The organism is Flavihumibacter solisilvae (assembly GCF_000814475.1).
Lineage (GTDB): Bacteria > Bacteroidota > Bacteroidia > Chitinophagales > Chitinophagaceae > Flavihumibacter > Flavihumibacter solisilvae.
On the sequence record NZ_JSVC01000008.1, the window covers coordinates 22,959 to 38,560 of the forward strand.

The following is a 15,602-nucleotide window of genomic DNA, read 5'->3' on the forward strand; positions in this document are numbered from 1 at the left end:
ATCAGCATGTCAATATCGGGTAAAATCAGGTTAAAATATTGGAAGCGGTTAAAATCCTGAAAGTATCCGCTAATATCCCGTTTACATAATGAGAACCAGCAGGATATCTTTAAATGTAAAAATAACATTTAATATTTCCAACCCGGTTCTGCCATGAAAAAAGTCCTCCTGCTGGTCACTGCTGTTATTTCTGCAGCCCTTGCTGTACATTCACAATCCTATTTCCCGGTAAAGGGGAAATCGAAAATGGTAGTGAAAGAATCCGTGCCTGTAAGGGCATTCACTATACCGCTCGAAAAGGTCCGTTTGCATGAAGGTCCATTTCAGCAGGCGCGGGAAGCAGATACAAAGTGGCTCGCTACAATTGAACCCGACAGGCTACTGGCAGATTTCAGGAAACATGCCGGTTTACAGGCCAGGGGAGAAAGATATGGTGGCTGGGAATCTTCAGGGCTTGCAGGGCATTCACTTGGACATTACCTGAGTGCCATTTCAATGGAATATGCAGTTTCAAATGACAAGCGCTTCCTCGAAAAGGTAAACTATATCGTAGATGAGCTCGCCGAATGCCAGCCGAAACGCAATGGTTACCTGGGTGCTATTCCGAAAGAAGATAGCATGTGGGCAGAAGTTAAAAACGGGAATATCCGCTCAAGGGGCTTTGACCTGAACGGTGCATGGTCACCCTGGTATACAGTACATAAGATCATGGCAGGTTTACTGGATGCTTACCTGTATTGCAACAATAGCAAGGCATTGGACATGCAGGAGAAATTTGCGGTGTGGACAGAAGATCTGCTGGCCGGTTTACCCGATTCACTTGTCCAGAAAATGCTGTTGTGTGAGTATGGTGGAATGAATGAGACGCTTGTGAATACTTATGCGCTAACAAACAATAAACGCTTCCTGGACCTGTCTTACAAATTCCATGACCGGAAGATCCTGGACTCGCTGGCGATGCAGCACGATATCCTGCCGGGTAAACATTCCAATACGCAGATCCCCAAAGTGATCGGGTGCATCCGCCGGTACCAGCTCACTGGTAGCGAGCAGGATAGGTCAACCGCCACTTTTTTCTGGAACACCGTTGTTAACCAGCACACTTACGCACCTGGAGGAAACAGCAACTATGAATATTTCGGTCCGGCTGCAAAACTCAGCGAAACACTTACCGATAATACCATGGAGACATGCAACACCTATAACATGCTGAAACTGACAAAGCATCTATATGCGTTAGACCCGCGTGCATCGTACTTCGATTTCTATGAACGTGCATTATACAATCACATACTTGCTTCCCAGCACGACGGAGATGGCATGATGTGCTATTTTGTTCCGCTACGGATGGGAGGTAAAAAGAGATTCAGCAATCCCTATAATACTTTCACCTGCTGTGTCGGCTCAGGGATGGAAAATCACGTGAAGTATGGGGAAGGCATCTATGCCACTGATCGTGACGGCAACCTGTTTGTAAACCTGTTCATAGCTAGCGAACTTGATTTTACAGAACAGGGTGCAAAGGTTGAATTAACAACAAAGTTGCCGCAGGATGACCAGGTAGAACTGAAGCTGTCCATGAAAAAGCCAAAGACTTACAGCATCAGGGTCAGGCGTCCGCATTGGGCCGGCAGGGAGCTGGTCCTGTCAGTAAATGGCGAAACGATTCCCGCGGTAACTGATGACCAGGGATATATTTCTTTAAAGCGAAAGTGGAAGGATGGCGACCGGATTTCGCTGACATTGCCTATGGATCTTTATTCATCACCCATGCCCGACAACCCGTCGCGCCAGGCCTTCTTTTACGGGCCGGTTACACTTGCAGGAGTATTCGGGAACAGGGAACCTGAACCGGTTTCCGGAATCCCGGTGATCGTATCCGGCAATGTGCAACCCGCATCATGGTTGAAGAAATCAACTGCAGATTCCCTCGTATTCACGTCAGTAAATGCCGGCGTGCCATCGCAGGTAGTGTTCAGGCCCTTCCACGAGATCAACGACGACTTTTACAGTGTATATTTTGATGTGTTTACCCCGGAAGCCTGGAAAGCCGAGCAAGTAAAGTATGAATCGGCACGCCGGGAACAAAGGCGAATCGATTCCCTTACGGTCGATAACCTGAGGGTTGGAGAAATGCAACCGGAGAGGGATCACGAATTTTCAGGCGAGGAAATGTTTACAGGTGAAACGCATGGCCGTAAATGGCGCTCCACCCGTAATGGTGGAAGCATGCGCTTTGAAATGGCACTCCGCGCCGATGCAGGGCATGCCCTAATGCTTACTTATTGGGGAATGGATAACAGGGGAAGGATGTTTGACATTTTTGTTGATGATGTCCTCGTGGCAACTGAAGACCTGAACAAATACAAGGGCAGCCGTTTCTATGACATTTCCTACCCGATACCGGCTGGCATTACAAATGGAAAACAAAAAGTGACTGTGCAGTTAAAACCCAGGCCTAATAACAGCGTTGGTCCGGTATATGGAAATATAAGGATGATGCTGCTGCCCTAATCACCACCTGATCAAAGCACTTGCCCAGGTAAGGCCACTGCCGAATGCTGCAAGGCAAACAAGGTCGCCCTGCCTGATCCTGCCGGTTTCCCAGGCCTCGCAGAGGGCTATGGGAACTGATGCAGCGGTCGTATTGCCATACTTCTGGATGTTATTGAAGACTTTGTCATCGCTAAGGCCCAGTTTCTGTTGCACAAACTGCGCGATCCGCAGGTTGGCCTGGTGGGGAATTAACATGTCAAGATCGGATGGCTTCAGATTGTTCGCTTCAAGCGCTTCCATCACAACTTCCGGAAATTTGATCACGGCTTTTTTGAACACATTCGGTCCATCCATATAAGGGAAGTTCTGTCCGCTGTCGATCATTTCGTGACTCATGAACATGTCGCCAACGCCAGCTTCGCTGAATTGCGCATAATCACCCCAGTGGTTTGCATGGGTACCTGGGTTGTACATCGCCAGTATCTCAGCACTTTCTCCGTCGCTGTGAAGATGCGTGCTCAGGATTCCGCTGTTTTCATCGGTTGTGGGCTGCATTACAATGGCCCCGGCCCCATCGCCAAAGATCACGGCGACGTTTCTGCCCCGCGTACTGAAATCAAGGCCAAAGGAATGTTTCTCACTGCCGATAACAAGGATGTTTTTGTACATTCCTGATTTGATGAACTGGTCCGCAACGGAAACGGCATAAACAAACCCGCTGCATTGGTTCCGGATGTCGAGTGCACCTACCTCCTTCATTTTCATGGCACGTTGTACAAGCACTCCGCAGCCCGGAAAGTAATAGTCGGGCGACAAAGTCGCGAAAATGATAAAGTCAATGTCTGCGGGAGTTATGCCTGCTCTTTCAATTGCAATCTTTGCAGCTTCAACACCCATGGTGGTCGTAGTTTCACCCGTCCGTTTCGCGAATCTTCTTTCCTTTATGCCGGTGCGTTCCTGGATCCACTCATCACTGGTGTCCATGTATTGCGTAAGGTCATTATTGGAAACTATATTTTCAGGTACGTACATTCCGATCCCTGCGATCCTGGAGCGAAGCATAGCAAGCGTGTTTAGTGATCAAAAATAGGAATTTGCCAAATGCACAGCTTATGAAACAGTTTCAGAAAGAACCAAATGTTATGTCAAATTTTGGAATTGGGTAACGAATCTTTATATTGAACATTTTATGATCCTCCGCTGGATATACAGGAATAATGAAATGCTGGTCTGGATAGGCGCACTGCTCTGGTTATATTGTCTGCCCTTCATGCCTGGATTCTTTTCATCCGGTGAGGGATTTTGTCCGATCAGGTGGGCAGGTATTCACTGGTGCCCTGGCTGTGGATTGGGGCGAAGCATTAGTGCAGTAATGCATTTTGACCTTGCAGCTTCATGGCAATTTCACAAGCTCGGCTTCCCTGCACTGCTCATCATTTGGTACCGAATTTATTACTTAACCATACCAACCAAACCCAAGCTCCATGCAAAATTATCTGATGAGCCTGCCTGACCTTCAGCCCGAAGAAATGGCAGGGATCAATGAGTTGACTGCAAACATGAGTGAATCACAAAAGCAACAGTTTTTCATGATCTATTCCGGAAAAAGAAAGAAACCACAGGAAATCTTATTGCTTACATGCCTCGGCTTTATCGTGGTTGCCGGCGTCCAGCGTTTTGTTCTCGGACAGATAGGTATGGGAATTCTGTACCTGCTTACCGGTGGACTTTGCCTGATCGGAACCATCGTTGATGTGGTAAATTACAAAAGACTCGCAACTGACTACAACCTGACCCAGATGTATGAATCTGCCAGGATGGTGGGCATGAGCGGAATTTAATATTGACTTAATTGGCGGGCCTGGCAGTTTTTGTCAGGTCCGTTTCGGTAAGTTCACGTAAGAAAATTTCGATTTCCTTCTCAACACCGGCGGCATCTTTTGACTTAAAGGGTGAGGCTATAACGTGATCGCCGGTATTTGGCATAGCAACTTCCTTCTTCAGGTTGGCCGGTGTGGATATCTTGCTGAACATCTCCCTCATCGCTGAAACCTTTACAACAGGGTCCTGGTTTTTCTCATCCTTGTAATAGTACAGCAGTAGGATCGGCTGGTTTACTTTCGAGAATGTTTCATCAGTCATTGTTGTTTCCAGCATTTCTTCGAGTGCAACAGTTGCCTCCAGGCGGTAGGGCGTATTCCAGTACTGCCGGTATTTTTCCCTTTTGTCGGACGATTCACGGTACGGACCACCTGTAACCGCTTTGGCAATCTGCAGCCCCCACGGATTGTTCAGCAGCCAGGCATTCGGGTCGTTGATCGCAATATTGGGTGATAACAGTACTAGCGCATAAACATCGCCGGGGTATGCAGCTGCAAGCTGCAACGCATTTGTGCCGCCTGTTGACGTGCCCATAAGTATTACTTTTTTTCCGATCTGCCTGCCGATCTGAAGGGCCTCCTTTGCACTTTCCCAATATTTTTCCGGTGTCAGGTTCATCAATGCCTCTGGAGTGTCAATGCCGTGTTCTGCCAGCCTGGCCAGGTAAAGATTTGCATTGAACTTCTTTGCAATATTGGTATGGGTAGGTGCACCTTCAAACTGCGAAGCTGAAAACCCGTGCAGGTACACGAATGAATATTCAGTTTGCTGTTTCAGTGAATCATTCTGCCAGATGATCCTCGCTTCATTATCCGGTTTCACTTTGTGGCGCCGTTCCTTATCACTGATATACTTTTCAAGCTCGGTGGCCGCTGCCGGCACTTTTGGCAGACTGTCCGAATAATCTGGTGTGGAAGGACTGGGACCCAGCAGGTAAGTGACAAACAGAACGACAGCTATAAGGAGGAACCATTTCATAATTGAAAAGTAAATATTAAAAATGGAAAGGGAAAAAGTCCGGCCCCCTTCGGGATACTACCGCGATGACACCTCGATGACACCTCGATGGGTCCACGGAAATACCATTATTCCCCGGTGTCGGCATGGTCTATCAGTGGTCAAATAGTGGACCCATCATGGTGGTATCCCGAAAAAACCCGTAAAAACGCCGGTTCAACAGCACTCGACCTGCATCACCTTGCCTTGCTGGCGACTTTTTTCTGCCGCAAAGCCTATCAGGTGACTTTCAATGGAGGCGTCTATAGTTGAGGTCAGGAGGGATGGGTCATTCTTTGCCACCGCTTCGATGAAGTTTGCGGCCAGCCGCCAGTCGCCCCCGCCATGGGCATCTGTGGTCTCCTTCCAATGCTCCTGTTTCCCGTCGAGGAACCGCGTAATGGTAAATTCGGTCATATCGCCGGTAATGTCGCCATGACTGCCCATCACCCTCGTGCGTCGCCCTTCGTACGAAGTGAACGCCTCCATGGAAAAACTCACTGTCACCCCGTCCCTGAACAGCATATTTACTATGTAATGGTCTGGTTGGTCGTTGTCCATCCGGTAAACACACCGCCCATAATTGGTCGTTTTCAATTGCTCCAGCACAAATGCGGCTTGTTTGTCTTTATCTTCCGGGAGATCAAAAACATAATTCCGCAGGCGATTCCGGTAATAGATCATCAGTGCAGAGTAAGGGCAGACAGGCTCAACCTTGCATCCGCCAGTACACCTTTCGGTGCTGCCTTCAGGGGCGTTTTCTTTCCTGAACCATTTGAGATCGCCGAAAGCCTGCACGGATTCGCAGGGTTTCCCTATCATCCAGCGTAGTATATCCAGGTCGTGACTTGATTTCGCCAGGATAATTGGCGTAGTAGCCTTACTGTTATGCCAGTTACCGCGTACATATGAATGGCTCATATGGATCCGTTCAATCGGCTCAAGGTGCTGGATGCTCACGAGTTCACCTATAGTGCCACCCTGGATCAGTTCCCGCAACCTGACAAAATACGGCGCATACCGGAGTACATGGCATACTGCCACAACCTTACCCGACTTTTTGGTTGCTTCAAGAATGTCGCGGCATTCCTTTTCGCTGGGGGAAATGGGTTTTTCAAGCAGTACGTGGTAACCCAGTTTCAACGCGGCCATGCAGGGGCCATAGTGAAGGTTGTCCGGCGTGGAGATAATCACAGCGTCGGCGAATTTCGGCCGTTCAAACACATCTTCCCAGGTCCTGAAACGGTTATTGTCTGCTATGTCGTGCTTTTTTGCGTAACGTTCATTTCTGACCGCAACAGGCTCTGCCACTCCAACAATATCGAACTGGTCGGGGAATTTCAACGCATAGTTTCCATACACGTTTCCCCTGTTGCCGGCGCCAATCGTTATGGCGGTCACCGGCTTGTCAAATTTTTCCATCTTTTCTGGTAATAAGATCTCACGCATCGATTCTTCATCCTGCCATTCGGGAAGAGATAAGACAGCCCCGAGTGAAAGCCCCAGTGTGCGGATTGCATCTCGCCTGGTACAATGCTTTTGCAAAGTAGAATAAATTTAATGTCACTTAACCGGCAACAAAGAGTGGACCAACTCTTTTTACTTTTTCCATTTTAATTTTTAATTTGAAACATGCCCCGTTTTATCGCCCTCGACGTTTTCCGTGGAATGACCATTTGCTTCATGATCATTGTAAATACCCCCGGAAATTCTGAAACTACCTTGGCTCCTTTGCTTCATGCGAACTGGCATGGCTTTACGCCAACCGACCTCGTTTTCCCTTCTTTCCTGTTCGCCGTCGGCAATGCAATGGCCTTTGTTATGCCAAATTGGGCAGATAAACCTGCCGGCTGGGTGATGCAAAAGATCTGGAAGCGCACTGCAATCATTTTCCTGCTGGGGTTCCTGATGTACTGGTTCCCCTTCGTAAAATGGGACGGTCAGTCCTTCAGTGCATTCCCGCTCAGTGAAACCAGGATCTTCGGCGTATTGCAAAGAATCGCCCTTTGTTATGGTATTGCGGCGACGATGATCTATTTCCTGAGACCGCGGTCAACCTATATTTTGGGCGGACTTTTCCTCTTCCTGTACTGGGCACTTCTCTACTGGCTGGGCAATTCTGCGGATCCCCTGGGCCTGCAGGGAAATGCCGTGCTGTGGCTCGATAAATGCCTTATCGGCGAAAAACACATGTATCATGGGGAAGGAATTGCTTTCGATCCTGAAGGATTGCTGAGCACTTTGCCTGCCATTGCAAACGTGATCGCCGGATTCTGGGCCGGTGACCTGGTGAGGAAGAAAGGAAAATCCTGGGAATCGTTAGCCTTACTGCTGCTTGCCGGCTCGCTTCTTCTCTTTATTGCGTACTGCTGGAATGGCCTTTTCCCGGTAAATAAAAAACTATGGACCAGTTCCTATGTAATGCTGACAACTGGTCTTGATTGTATAATCCTGGCGGCAATTATTTATGTCCTCGATTTCAGGAAATACACTTCCTGGTCGGAATTTTTTACCGTTTTTGGCAAGAACCCCCTTTTTATATACCTGTTATCTGAGATCATTGCCATCCTGTTATGGTTCTTCAAAACCAGCGAAAGTGTACCTTATTATCGTCGGTTATATGAGATCGTTTTCAGCAGGTTCGGCGGCTACCTGGGTTCGCTTTTATTTGCGTGTTCAATAATGATGGTATGCTGGTTGGTGGGCTGGATTATGGACAGGAAAAAGTGGTACGTAAGAGTTTAAATTCTTCGCGTGTTTGTCATCGTGATCCAGGTTGTCGCAATTCGCCCGCTTATTGTCCTGAAAGCCCCTGATTATGTTTGTTGAAACTGTTTAAGTTTGAAGCAATGGAGCCAATAACCAAAGCAGGTCGCACCGAATGGATAGGGCTGGCTGTTCTTGCCCTTCCGACTTTGCTGGTTTCGATGGATGCCACCGTTACTTACCTGGCCATACCAACAATCAGCGCCATCCTGAAACCATCGGCATCTGAGCTGTTGTGGATCACAGACATCTATATTTTCCTCGAAGGCGGATTGCTGATAACAATGGGAACTCTGGGAGACCGGATCGGCAGGAAAAAATTGCTGATCTATGGCGCGGTTGCTTTTGCCATTGCCTCAGCTATCGCGGCGTTTGCCAGCAGCGCCCACATGCTGATCGCCGCACGTGGATTAATGGGAATTGCAGGCGCCACACTGCTGCCTTCCACAGTATCACTTATCCGAAGCATGTTTCATGATAACCGTCAGCGGGCGGTTGCAATCGGGATCTGGACCACCTGCTTTTCAACCGGCACAATGCTTGGTCCCTTATTGGGTGGCCTGCTCCTTCACTACTTCTGGTGGGGATCCGTATTTCTCATAAGTGTTCCAGTTATGTTATTATTCCTGGTAATGGGGCCTTTGTTCCTCCGGGAATACAAGTCGCCCGGCCATGAAAAATTTGACCTGGTAAGCGCATTTCAATTACTCGCAGGGATTCTGGCCATCATCTATTCAATTAAACGGATCGGTGAGCGCCTGGTGGCGGAACCCATTTCCATTTCATTACTGGTTGCGGGTGCTGTTGTTTTGTATTTCTTTATTAAAAGACAAAGAAAAATCACTAATCCACTGATCGACCTTAACCTGTTTTTGTTGGCGCCATTTTCTGCAACACTGCTCGCTTTATTGTGTTCCCTGTTTTGCTGGTCAGGCGTATATCTTTTTGTAGCGCAGTACCTGCAGCTTGTCCTGATGTTCGATGCACAAAAAGCAGGTCTCTGGACAGTTCCAGCAGCTGCCCTGGGGATGATTAGTTGCCTCTCAGCTCCATTGATAGCGCGGTTCGCCGGCCGGAATACCGTAATCATTTCAGGAATGATACTCATCATGATGGGATTGATCATGTTATCTCAGGTCCCTGGTAATACGGGGCTTTTTTTGCTGGTGTTTGCAACTATTCTTCTTACAGCGGGCTGCAGCCTGGCCGTAACACTCGGAGTGGATAAAGTAATTTCATCAGTTCCGGCATCCCGGGCAGGTGTTGCAGCCGGTATTTATGAAACAAGTACCACATTCGGGTCTGCACTGGGAATTGCAGTGCTGGGGAGTATCGGAACCGCTATTTACAGAAACAGTTTGCATTCAGAACAAGCTGGCAATACACTCGGACAGGCTTCAACTCTATCCGCTTCCCTGCCTGCCGGCCAGGCAAAGGATCTTTTTCAGCTGGCACAGGCTTCTTTCAACTATGCGTTTGCAATTGTTGCTTTGTTCGCTGTGGTGATCCTGTTTATTGTGATCCTTGTAGTTGGAAGGGTATATCGCAGCGAAAGGTCCATATCCCCCTATGCGGATTATGTGGAATGAAAAAATTGTTACCTGTCAAATCTCTTTTCACCTGTACCATGGTTTTTTGAAAAGGATAGAAAAATAAGCTCTCGCCGCCCTGCAGAATTTAATTTCTGAAGTGAAGTCTTTACCTTGGTATTATAAATAAAATGGATACATTTGGAATATCCGTCTCTTTACCATTCCGTAGAACCACAAAATACCTTGAATCACAGGGCCTGAGCAATATCAGTAGCTGAATTGATGTAAGTCATTATCACACAAAGAACACAAGGATACATTTGTCCCGATAAAAGGCATTCAAATACTTTTATTCAAATCAAAACTTACAACCATGAGGTGCAAAATTTCATTTGCCGCATTCCTAATCGCTAGCACTGTTATGATAACCGCCTGCGGAGGCGGAGAGCCAAAATCCGATGAAAAGTCAGCTGAATCATCTACCACTGAAAAACCGGCAGATCAGGCCGGAACCGAGACAGAAGTACATGGCACAGAGGTAAAACCAGGTGACGTAAAACTGGAGACCCCATTAAATGCAGAATGGGTTACTGCAGGGAAAGGCATTTATGATATGAAGTGCCAGAGCTGCCACAAATTAACCGATGAAAGAGTAGTAGGTCCGGGATGGTCAGGAGTTACCAAAAGACGCGAACCCCATTGGATCATGAATATGATCACCAACGTGGACATGATGCTGGAAAAAGACCCAGAAGCACAGAAGCTTCTTGAGCAGTGTCTTGTCAGGATGCCAAACCAAAACATAAGTCAGGATGATGCCAGGAAGATCCTGGAGTTCATGCGCCAGAACGACGGAGTTAAATAACCCTTATTAATATACCAACTATGTCACGCTACCTAAACAGAGCCTGCCTCTCTGTGGGAGTACTAGCCATTGTTCTCAGTGCTCTCCCGGGATGTAAGCCTAAAACAACCAGTACAGCTGCCACTGGCGACGCCACCAAATCTTACGTGGCCCCGGGTAAATACGACGAATTTTATAACGTCGTTTCCGGAGGCTTTAACGGCCAGATCGGAGTTTATGGCATTCCTTCAGGCCGCCTATTCCGCATTGTTCCTGTTTTTTCCCAGTCCCCTGAAAGCGGTTACGGCTTCAGCGAAGAAACAAAAGCAATGTTCAACACTTCCCATGGATTTGTGCCCTGGGACGATCTTCACCACATCGCACTTTCACAGACTAAAGGTGAACATGATGGACGCTGGGCCTTTGCAAACGGGAACAACACTCCCCGCCTCGCCAGGGTAGATCTTACTACCTTCCGTACTGCCGAGATACTGGAGATTCCCAACAGCGCAGGAAACCACGCTTCTCCTTTCATCACTGAAAACTCCGAATACGTTGTTGCGGCCACCCGCTTCAGTGTACCACTCGACGATCAAAATGGTGATGTGCCCATCAACACTTATAAGCAGAATTTCAAGGGATCTATCAGCTTTGTGGCTGTTGATCCTACCACAGGCCAGATGAACATCGCTTTCCAGATCAGAACCCCAGGAGTAAACTTTGACCTGTCACGTGCAGGAAAAGGTAAATCCCACGGCTGGTTCTTCTTCAGCTGCTATAATTCCGAAAAGGCAAATACACTGCTCGAAGTGAATGCCTCTGCCAAAGACAAGGACTTTGTTATGGCGGTTAACTGGAAGAAAGCGGAAGAATATGTAAAAGCCGGCAAAGGCAAAAAGCAACCTGTGAAGTATGCGCATAACGTGTACAATGAAGGTACCCATTCAGCTACTTCCACTATTCTCAATGAAGTGCTGGTGCTTGATCCTTCAGAATGCCCTGATGTATTGTACCTGATCCCCTGCCCGAAATCTCCCCACGGTACCGATGTTGATCCTACAGGTGAATACATCGTTGCCTCAGGTAAACTGGCCGCCAGCATCCCGGTATTTTCATTCGACAAGATCCAGAAGGCTATCGCCGATAAAGCTTTCGATGGCGAATATGACGGGATCCCTGTGATTAAATATGAAGCAGCCCTGAAAGGGGAAGTGGTGAAACCAGGTCTTGGGCCTTTACACACTGAGTTTGACGGGAAAGGTAACGCTTATACATCCATGTTCGTTTCTTCGGAAATCGTAAAATGGAGCCTGTCCGACCTGCAGGTACTGGATCGTGTGCCGACTTATTATTCTATCGGTCACCTGTCAGTTCCGGGCGGACCAACAGCCAAACCACATGGCAAATACATGATCGCATACAACAAGATCACCAAGGATCGTTACTTGCCAACTGGTCCGGAACTTACCCAGAGTGCCCAGTTATATGATATCAGTGGCGAAAAGATGAAGCTGATCCTCGACTTCCCGACTACCGGTGAGCCGCACTATGCAGAAGCGATACCGGCAAGTATGCTGACCGACAAACAAAAGAAGATCTTTAAGATCGAAGAGAATGCCCACCCCTATGCTGCAAAAGGCGAAGGCCAGGCTAAAGTTGAACGCAAAGGAAATGAAGTACACGTTTGGATGACTGCTATCCGTTCACACCTTACCCCCGATAATATCGAAGGTGTCAAGCTTGGTGATGATGTGTATTTCCACGTAACAAACCTTGAACAGGATTGGGACGTGCCGCATGGATTTGCCATCAAAGGGGCAAACAACGCAGAGATCCTGATCATGCCCGGCGAAACCCAGACACTAAAATGGAAAGCAGACAGGGTAGGGATCTTCCCCTTTTATTGTACCGACTTCTGTTCCGCACTCCACCAGGAAATGCAGGGCTACCTGAGGATTTCACCGGCCTCGAGCAGCACACCGCTGACATTCAGTACCGGCACTAATAAGCCCGCCGTAACTCCTTCTGAAAGCACCGAAAAAACTGAATCGAAATGAGCATCACCTCCAGGATACTGATCGCAATCGGGGCACTCGTCCTGATCGCAGCCTACTTTGTTCCGGTCTGGTCTATTTACCTGATTGCGCCTCAGTATCCTGAAGGTTTATCTATGCAGATCTGGCTGTATAAGATCACCGGCCAGGTCGAAATTATCAATGGACTGAATCATTACATCGGGATGAAACACATCAACGCGGAGATGTTTCCTGAATTCACGTACCTGGTTTACATTTTAGGATTTTTCATTCTTTTCCTCCTCGTGATCGCTATCACTGGCAAACTGCGACTACTGTTCGTCTACCTGCTGTTGTCAGTTATCGGAGGTGTTGCCGCACTTGTAGACTTTTATATGTGGGGGTATGATTACGGTCATAACCTCGACGACACTGCCGCTATCCAGGTTCCTGGTCTGTCTTACCAGCCACCATTGATCGGTCATAAAAAACTCCTGAATTTTGATGCCTTTTCCTACCCGGATGCCGGTGGATGGATCATCGTTGCAGTTACCGGATTCTTGTTTGTTATCTGCTTCCTGGAATGGAGAAAGCAGAAAAAAATGAACACCATGAAGCTGACTACATCTAAAGCGTTAGCAACAATTTTACTCGCAGGTTTTACTTTCCTGTCTGGTTGTAAACCTAAACCTGAACAGATCGCATTCGGAAAAGACAATTGCGCAGAATGCAAGATGACAATAGTTGACCCTAAATTCGGCGCTGAGATCGTTACAAATAAAGGTAAGGTCTACAAATTCGATGATACTCATTGCATAGCTTCCTTCCTTGACCAGCGACGTATTGAGCTGAGTGAAATAAACCAGACCTTGTTTGTATTATACGATAAGCCAGGTGAGTTTGTAAATGTAAAAGCAGTTGAGTTTGTTGTAAGCAGCCAACTTAAAAGTCCCATGGGTGGAAATGCTGCCGCTTTCATGACTGTTCAGGATGCACAAAAGAAATCACAGGAAATTGACGGCAGTAAAACCACCAACTGGCCTACTCTTTATAACATCCTCGTCAAATGAGAAGTTTGCTGACCATCCTGTTCTCTCTTGTAGCGCTTGTCGTTTCTGCCGGTATCATCGAAGTCGGAAAAGACAAGAATACTAAATCACTCAAGCTGGGCGTAAGCCTGGCGAAGAGCGGTGATACCATAATGCTTTATCCTGGTTTATATAGGGAAGGGAATATTGTCATCTCCAAACAAATCCAATTAATTGGCGTTGGTAATCCTGTACTCGATGGTGAATTGAAGCACGAAATGCTAACCATAACCGGGCATAATATTGTAGTAAAGGGAATCACTTTCCGCAATGCCGGTTATTCTTCCTTTAACGACTATGCCGCTATTAAGATCATTGATGCCGGCAATGTCCGCGTAGAGGACAATAACATCATAAATTCTTCCTTTGCTATTCATATTGCCAATTCAACTGAATCAATAATCCGGGGAAATACCATCCGTGGTAACAACAAATCGGAACATTCTTCCGGCAATGGAATTCACTTATGGAAATGCAGCGGGATGCTGGTGGAAAATAATTCCATTGAAGGGCATCGGGATGGAATCTACTTTGAGTTTGTGACTTTTTCCAACATTGTAAAGAACCGGAGTGAAAAAAATATTCGTTACGGCCTTCATTTCATGTTTTCCAATGATGACAATTACCAGGACAATATTTTCCGTAACAACGGCGCAGGTGTAGCAGTGATGTTCTCAAAAAAGGTGACCATGACCAGGAATCACTTTGAAGAGAACTGGGGAGCTGCAGCCTATGGCATTCTCCTGAAAGAAATCAAGGAAGGCACAATCAGGCAAAATACATTCGTGAAGAATACAGTTGGAATTTTCATGGAAGGCAGTAGCAGGTTGAACATCGAAAAGAACGTTTTCATGAACAACGGGTGGGCCGTTAAGGTGCAGGCGAGTTGCGATGAAAACACTTTCAATTTCAATAATTTCTACGGTAACAGTTTTGACGTGTCTACTAATGGTACCATGACACTGAATAAGTTTTCCGGCAACTATTGGGACAAATACGAAGGATATGACCTCGATCGCAACGGAGTTGGCGACGTCCCTTTTCACCCCGTAAGCATGTACGGGATGATCATCGAACAGAATCCAACCACCCTGATCTTATTGCGAAGTTTCATGGTCTCCCTTTTGGATAAAGCTGAAAAAGCGATTCCCAGTCTTACTCCGGAGAATCTTATTGACGATAAACCGATGATAAAGCCGCACAGACTATGATCCGGATAGAAAATCTGAAAAAGAAGTTTAAGAAGCTGCAGGCACTTGATGATATCAATGCTATTTTCAGCAGCGGACAGGTAATATCGCTGATTGGCCCTAACGGCTCCGGTAAGACCACTCTGATCAAGACTATTCTCGGAATGGTGAAAGCCGACAGCGGAAAAGTCTTCGTAGATTCAAAGCCCATCAACGGCGACCCGTCTTACAGGAGCAACATCGGTTATATGCCGCAGATCGGCCGGTATCCCGATAATATGAAGGTGGGCCACCTGTTCAGCATGATGAAGAACATCAGGACAGTCCCTGAATCAAGCCTCGATACCGATCTGCTCGTTCGCTTCAACCTGGTATCAATATTTGACAAACCCATGCGTACACTAAGTGGTGGTACACGCCAGAAAGTTAGTGCTGCGCTTGCTTTTTATTTTAACCCAGATATACTCATCCTGGATGAACCCACCGCGGGCCTCGATCCACTTTCATCAGAGATCCTAAAGGAAAAAATCCTGCAGGAGAAAAGAAAGAATAAACTTATTCTTATCACTTCACATATCCTCAGCGACCTGGATGAGCTTACGACCCACGTCATGTACCTGCAGGAAGGGAAAATGATCTTTTTGAAAGACATTGAAACGCTGCGCAGAGAAACCGGCGAAGACAAACTTGTAAAAGCCATTGCCGGCATAATGCGTTCAGACAAGAAAAATGCGTTGTGGATTGATGAAGTTCTGGCCATTAAAGCAACTAAAGAAAATCCCTAAACTGATCGT

At 47.1% G+C, this 15,602-nt stretch carries 13 protein-coding genes; 10 read left to right on the forward strand and 3 right to left on the reverse strand.

Annotation, left to right across the window (positions count from 1 at the left end):
• The first annotated feature begins 153 nt into the window (after nt 1-153).
• Nucleotides 154-2,514 (forward strand): glycoside hydrolase family 127 protein, encoded by a 2,361-nt coding sequence (locus tag OI18_RS07240; protein WP_039138539.1) that lies wholly within the window; start codon nt 154-156, stop codon nt 2,512-2,514.
• On the opposite strand, the gene OI18_RS07245 is transcribed toward OI18_RS07240, so the two are convergent.
• Nucleotides 2,515-3,558, reverse strand: a complete 1,044-nt coding sequence (locus OI18_RS07245) for a 3-oxoacyl-ACP synthase III family protein (RefSeq protein ID WP_039138541.1) — start codon at nt 3,556-3,558, stop codon at nt 2,515-2,517. It abuts the gene before it with no gap.
• Between the two features lie 208 nt (nt 3,559-3,766).
• Between OI18_RS07245 and OI18_RS25210 the strand changes: the two genes are divergently transcribed.
• Entirely contained in the window at nt 3,767-4,009 is a 243-nt protein-coding gene (locus OI18_RS25210) for a DUF2752 domain-containing protein (protein WP_420806189.1), read from the forward strand.
• Nucleotides 3,981-4,337: a TM2 domain-containing protein gene (locus OI18_RS07255; protein WP_039138543.1), complete on the forward strand. Its 357-nt coding sequence runs from the start codon at nt 3,981-3,983 to the stop codon at nt 4,335-4,337. Before OI18_RS25210 ends, OI18_RS07255 begins: the two co-directional genes overlap by 29 nt.
• 7 nt (nt 4,338-4,344) lie before the next feature.
• On the opposite strand, the gene OI18_RS07260 is transcribed toward OI18_RS07255, so the two are convergent.
• On the reverse strand, nt 4,345-5,355 hold the full coding sequence (locus OI18_RS07260) for an alpha/beta hydrolase (protein ID WP_039138545.1): 1,011 nt from the start codon (nt 5,353-5,355) through the stop codon (nt 4,345-4,347).
• A 195-nt stretch (nt 5,356-5,550) separates the two neighbouring features.
• Complete coding sequence (locus tag OI18_RS07265; protein WP_205410000.1) at nt 5,551-6,918, reverse strand: Gfo/Idh/MocA family protein; 1,368 nt, start codon at nt 6,916-6,918, stop codon at nt 5,551-5,553.
• A gap of 87 nt (nt 6,919-7,005) precedes the next feature.
• Between OI18_RS07265 and OI18_RS07270 the strand changes: the two genes are divergently transcribed.
• From OI18_RS07270 to OI18_RS07300, 7 genes are all read left to right on the forward strand, one after another.
• Nucleotides 7,006-8,118, forward strand: coding sequence for an acyltransferase family protein (locus OI18_RS07270; RefSeq protein WP_039138547.1), 1,113 nt, complete (start codon nt 7,006-7,008; stop codon nt 8,116-8,118).
• A 104-nt stretch (nt 8,119-8,222) separates the two neighbouring features.
• The gene (locus OI18_RS07275; protein WP_039138744.1) at nt 8,223-9,728 is read left to right on the forward strand and encodes an MFS transporter; all 1,506 of its coding nucleotides are present in this window, start codon (nt 8,223-8,225) and stop codon (nt 9,726-9,728) included.
• A gap of 364 nt (nt 9,729-10,092) precedes the next feature.
• The gene (locus tag OI18_RS07280) at nt 10,093-10,536 is read left to right on the forward strand and encodes a c-type cytochrome (RefSeq protein ID WP_152616761.1); all 444 of its coding nucleotides are present in this window, start codon (nt 10,093-10,095) and stop codon (nt 10,534-10,536) included.
• Nucleotides 10,537-10,556: 20 nt separating this feature from the next.
• Nucleotides 10,557-12,572 (forward strand): Sec-dependent nitrous-oxide reductase, encoded by a 2,016-nt coding sequence (nosZ, locus tag OI18_RS07285; protein WP_039138551.1) that lies wholly within the window; start codon nt 10,557-10,559, stop codon nt 12,570-12,572.
• Nucleotides 12,569-13,600: a nitrous oxide reductase accessory protein NosL gene (locus tag OI18_RS07290; RefSeq protein ID WP_039138553.1), complete on the forward strand. Its 1,032-nt coding sequence runs from the start codon at nt 12,569-12,571 to the stop codon at nt 13,598-13,600. The genes nosZ and OI18_RS07290 overlap by 4 nt, the downstream gene beginning before the upstream one ends.
• Complete coding sequence (locus tag OI18_RS07295; RefSeq protein WP_039138555.1) at nt 13,597-14,829, forward strand: nitrous oxide reductase family maturation protein NosD; 1,233 nt, start codon at nt 13,597-13,599, stop codon at nt 14,827-14,829. The genes OI18_RS07290 and OI18_RS07295 overlap by 4 nt, the downstream gene beginning before the upstream one ends.
• Complete coding sequence (locus OI18_RS07300; RefSeq protein ID WP_039138557.1) at nt 14,826-15,593, forward strand: ABC transporter ATP-binding protein; 768 nt, start codon at nt 14,826-14,828, stop codon at nt 15,591-15,593. The genes OI18_RS07295 and OI18_RS07300 overlap by 4 nt, the downstream gene beginning before the upstream one ends.
• Nucleotides 15,594-15,602: the final 9 nt, after the last annotated feature.

What these genes read in the sequence shown, in the direction of transcription:
- OI18_RS07240 (WP_039138539.1), top strand. Translation starts at nt 154, where the DNA reads ATGAAAAAAGTCCTCCTGCTGGTCACTGCTGTTATTTCTGCAGCCCTT.
- OI18_RS07245 (WP_039138541.1), bottom strand. Translation starts at nt 3,558, where the DNA reads ATGCTTCGCTCCAGGATCGCAGGGATCGGAATGTACGTACCTGAAAAT.
- OI18_RS25210 (WP_420806189.1), top strand. Translation starts at nt 3,767, where the DNA reads ATGCCTGGATTCTTTTCATCCGGTGAGGGATTTTGTCCGATCAGGTGG.
- OI18_RS07255 (WP_039138543.1), top strand. Translation starts at nt 3,981, where the DNA reads ATGCAAAATTATCTGATGAGCCTGCCTGACCTTCAGCCCGAAGAAATG.
- OI18_RS07260 (WP_039138545.1), bottom strand. Translation starts at nt 5,355, where the DNA reads ATGAAATGGTTCCTCCTTATAGCTGTCGTTCTGTTTGTCACTTACCTG.
- OI18_RS07270 (WP_039138547.1), top strand. Translation starts at nt 7,006, where the DNA reads ATGCCCCGTTTTATCGCCCTCGACGTTTTCCGTGGAATGACCATTTGC.
- OI18_RS07275 (WP_039138744.1), top strand. Translation starts at nt 8,223, where the DNA reads ATGGAGCCAATAACCAAAGCAGGTCGCACCGAATGGATAGGGCTGGCT.
- OI18_RS07280 (WP_152616761.1), top strand. Translation starts at nt 10,093, where the DNA reads ATGATAACCGCCTGCGGAGGCGGAGAGCCAAAATCCGATGAAAAGTCA.
- nosZ (WP_039138551.1), top strand. Translation starts at nt 10,557, where the DNA reads ATGTCACGCTACCTAAACAGAGCCTGCCTCTCTGTGGGAGTACTAGCC.
- OI18_RS07290 (WP_039138553.1), top strand. Translation starts at nt 12,569, where the DNA reads ATGAGCATCACCTCCAGGATACTGATCGCAATCGGGGCACTCGTCCTG.
- OI18_RS07295 (WP_039138555.1), top strand. Translation starts at nt 13,597, where the DNA reads ATGAGAAGTTTGCTGACCATCCTGTTCTCTCTTGTAGCGCTTGTCGTT.
- OI18_RS07300 (WP_039138557.1), top strand. Translation starts at nt 14,826, where the DNA reads ATGATCCGGATAGAAAATCTGAAAAAGAAGTTTAAGAAGCTGCAGGCA.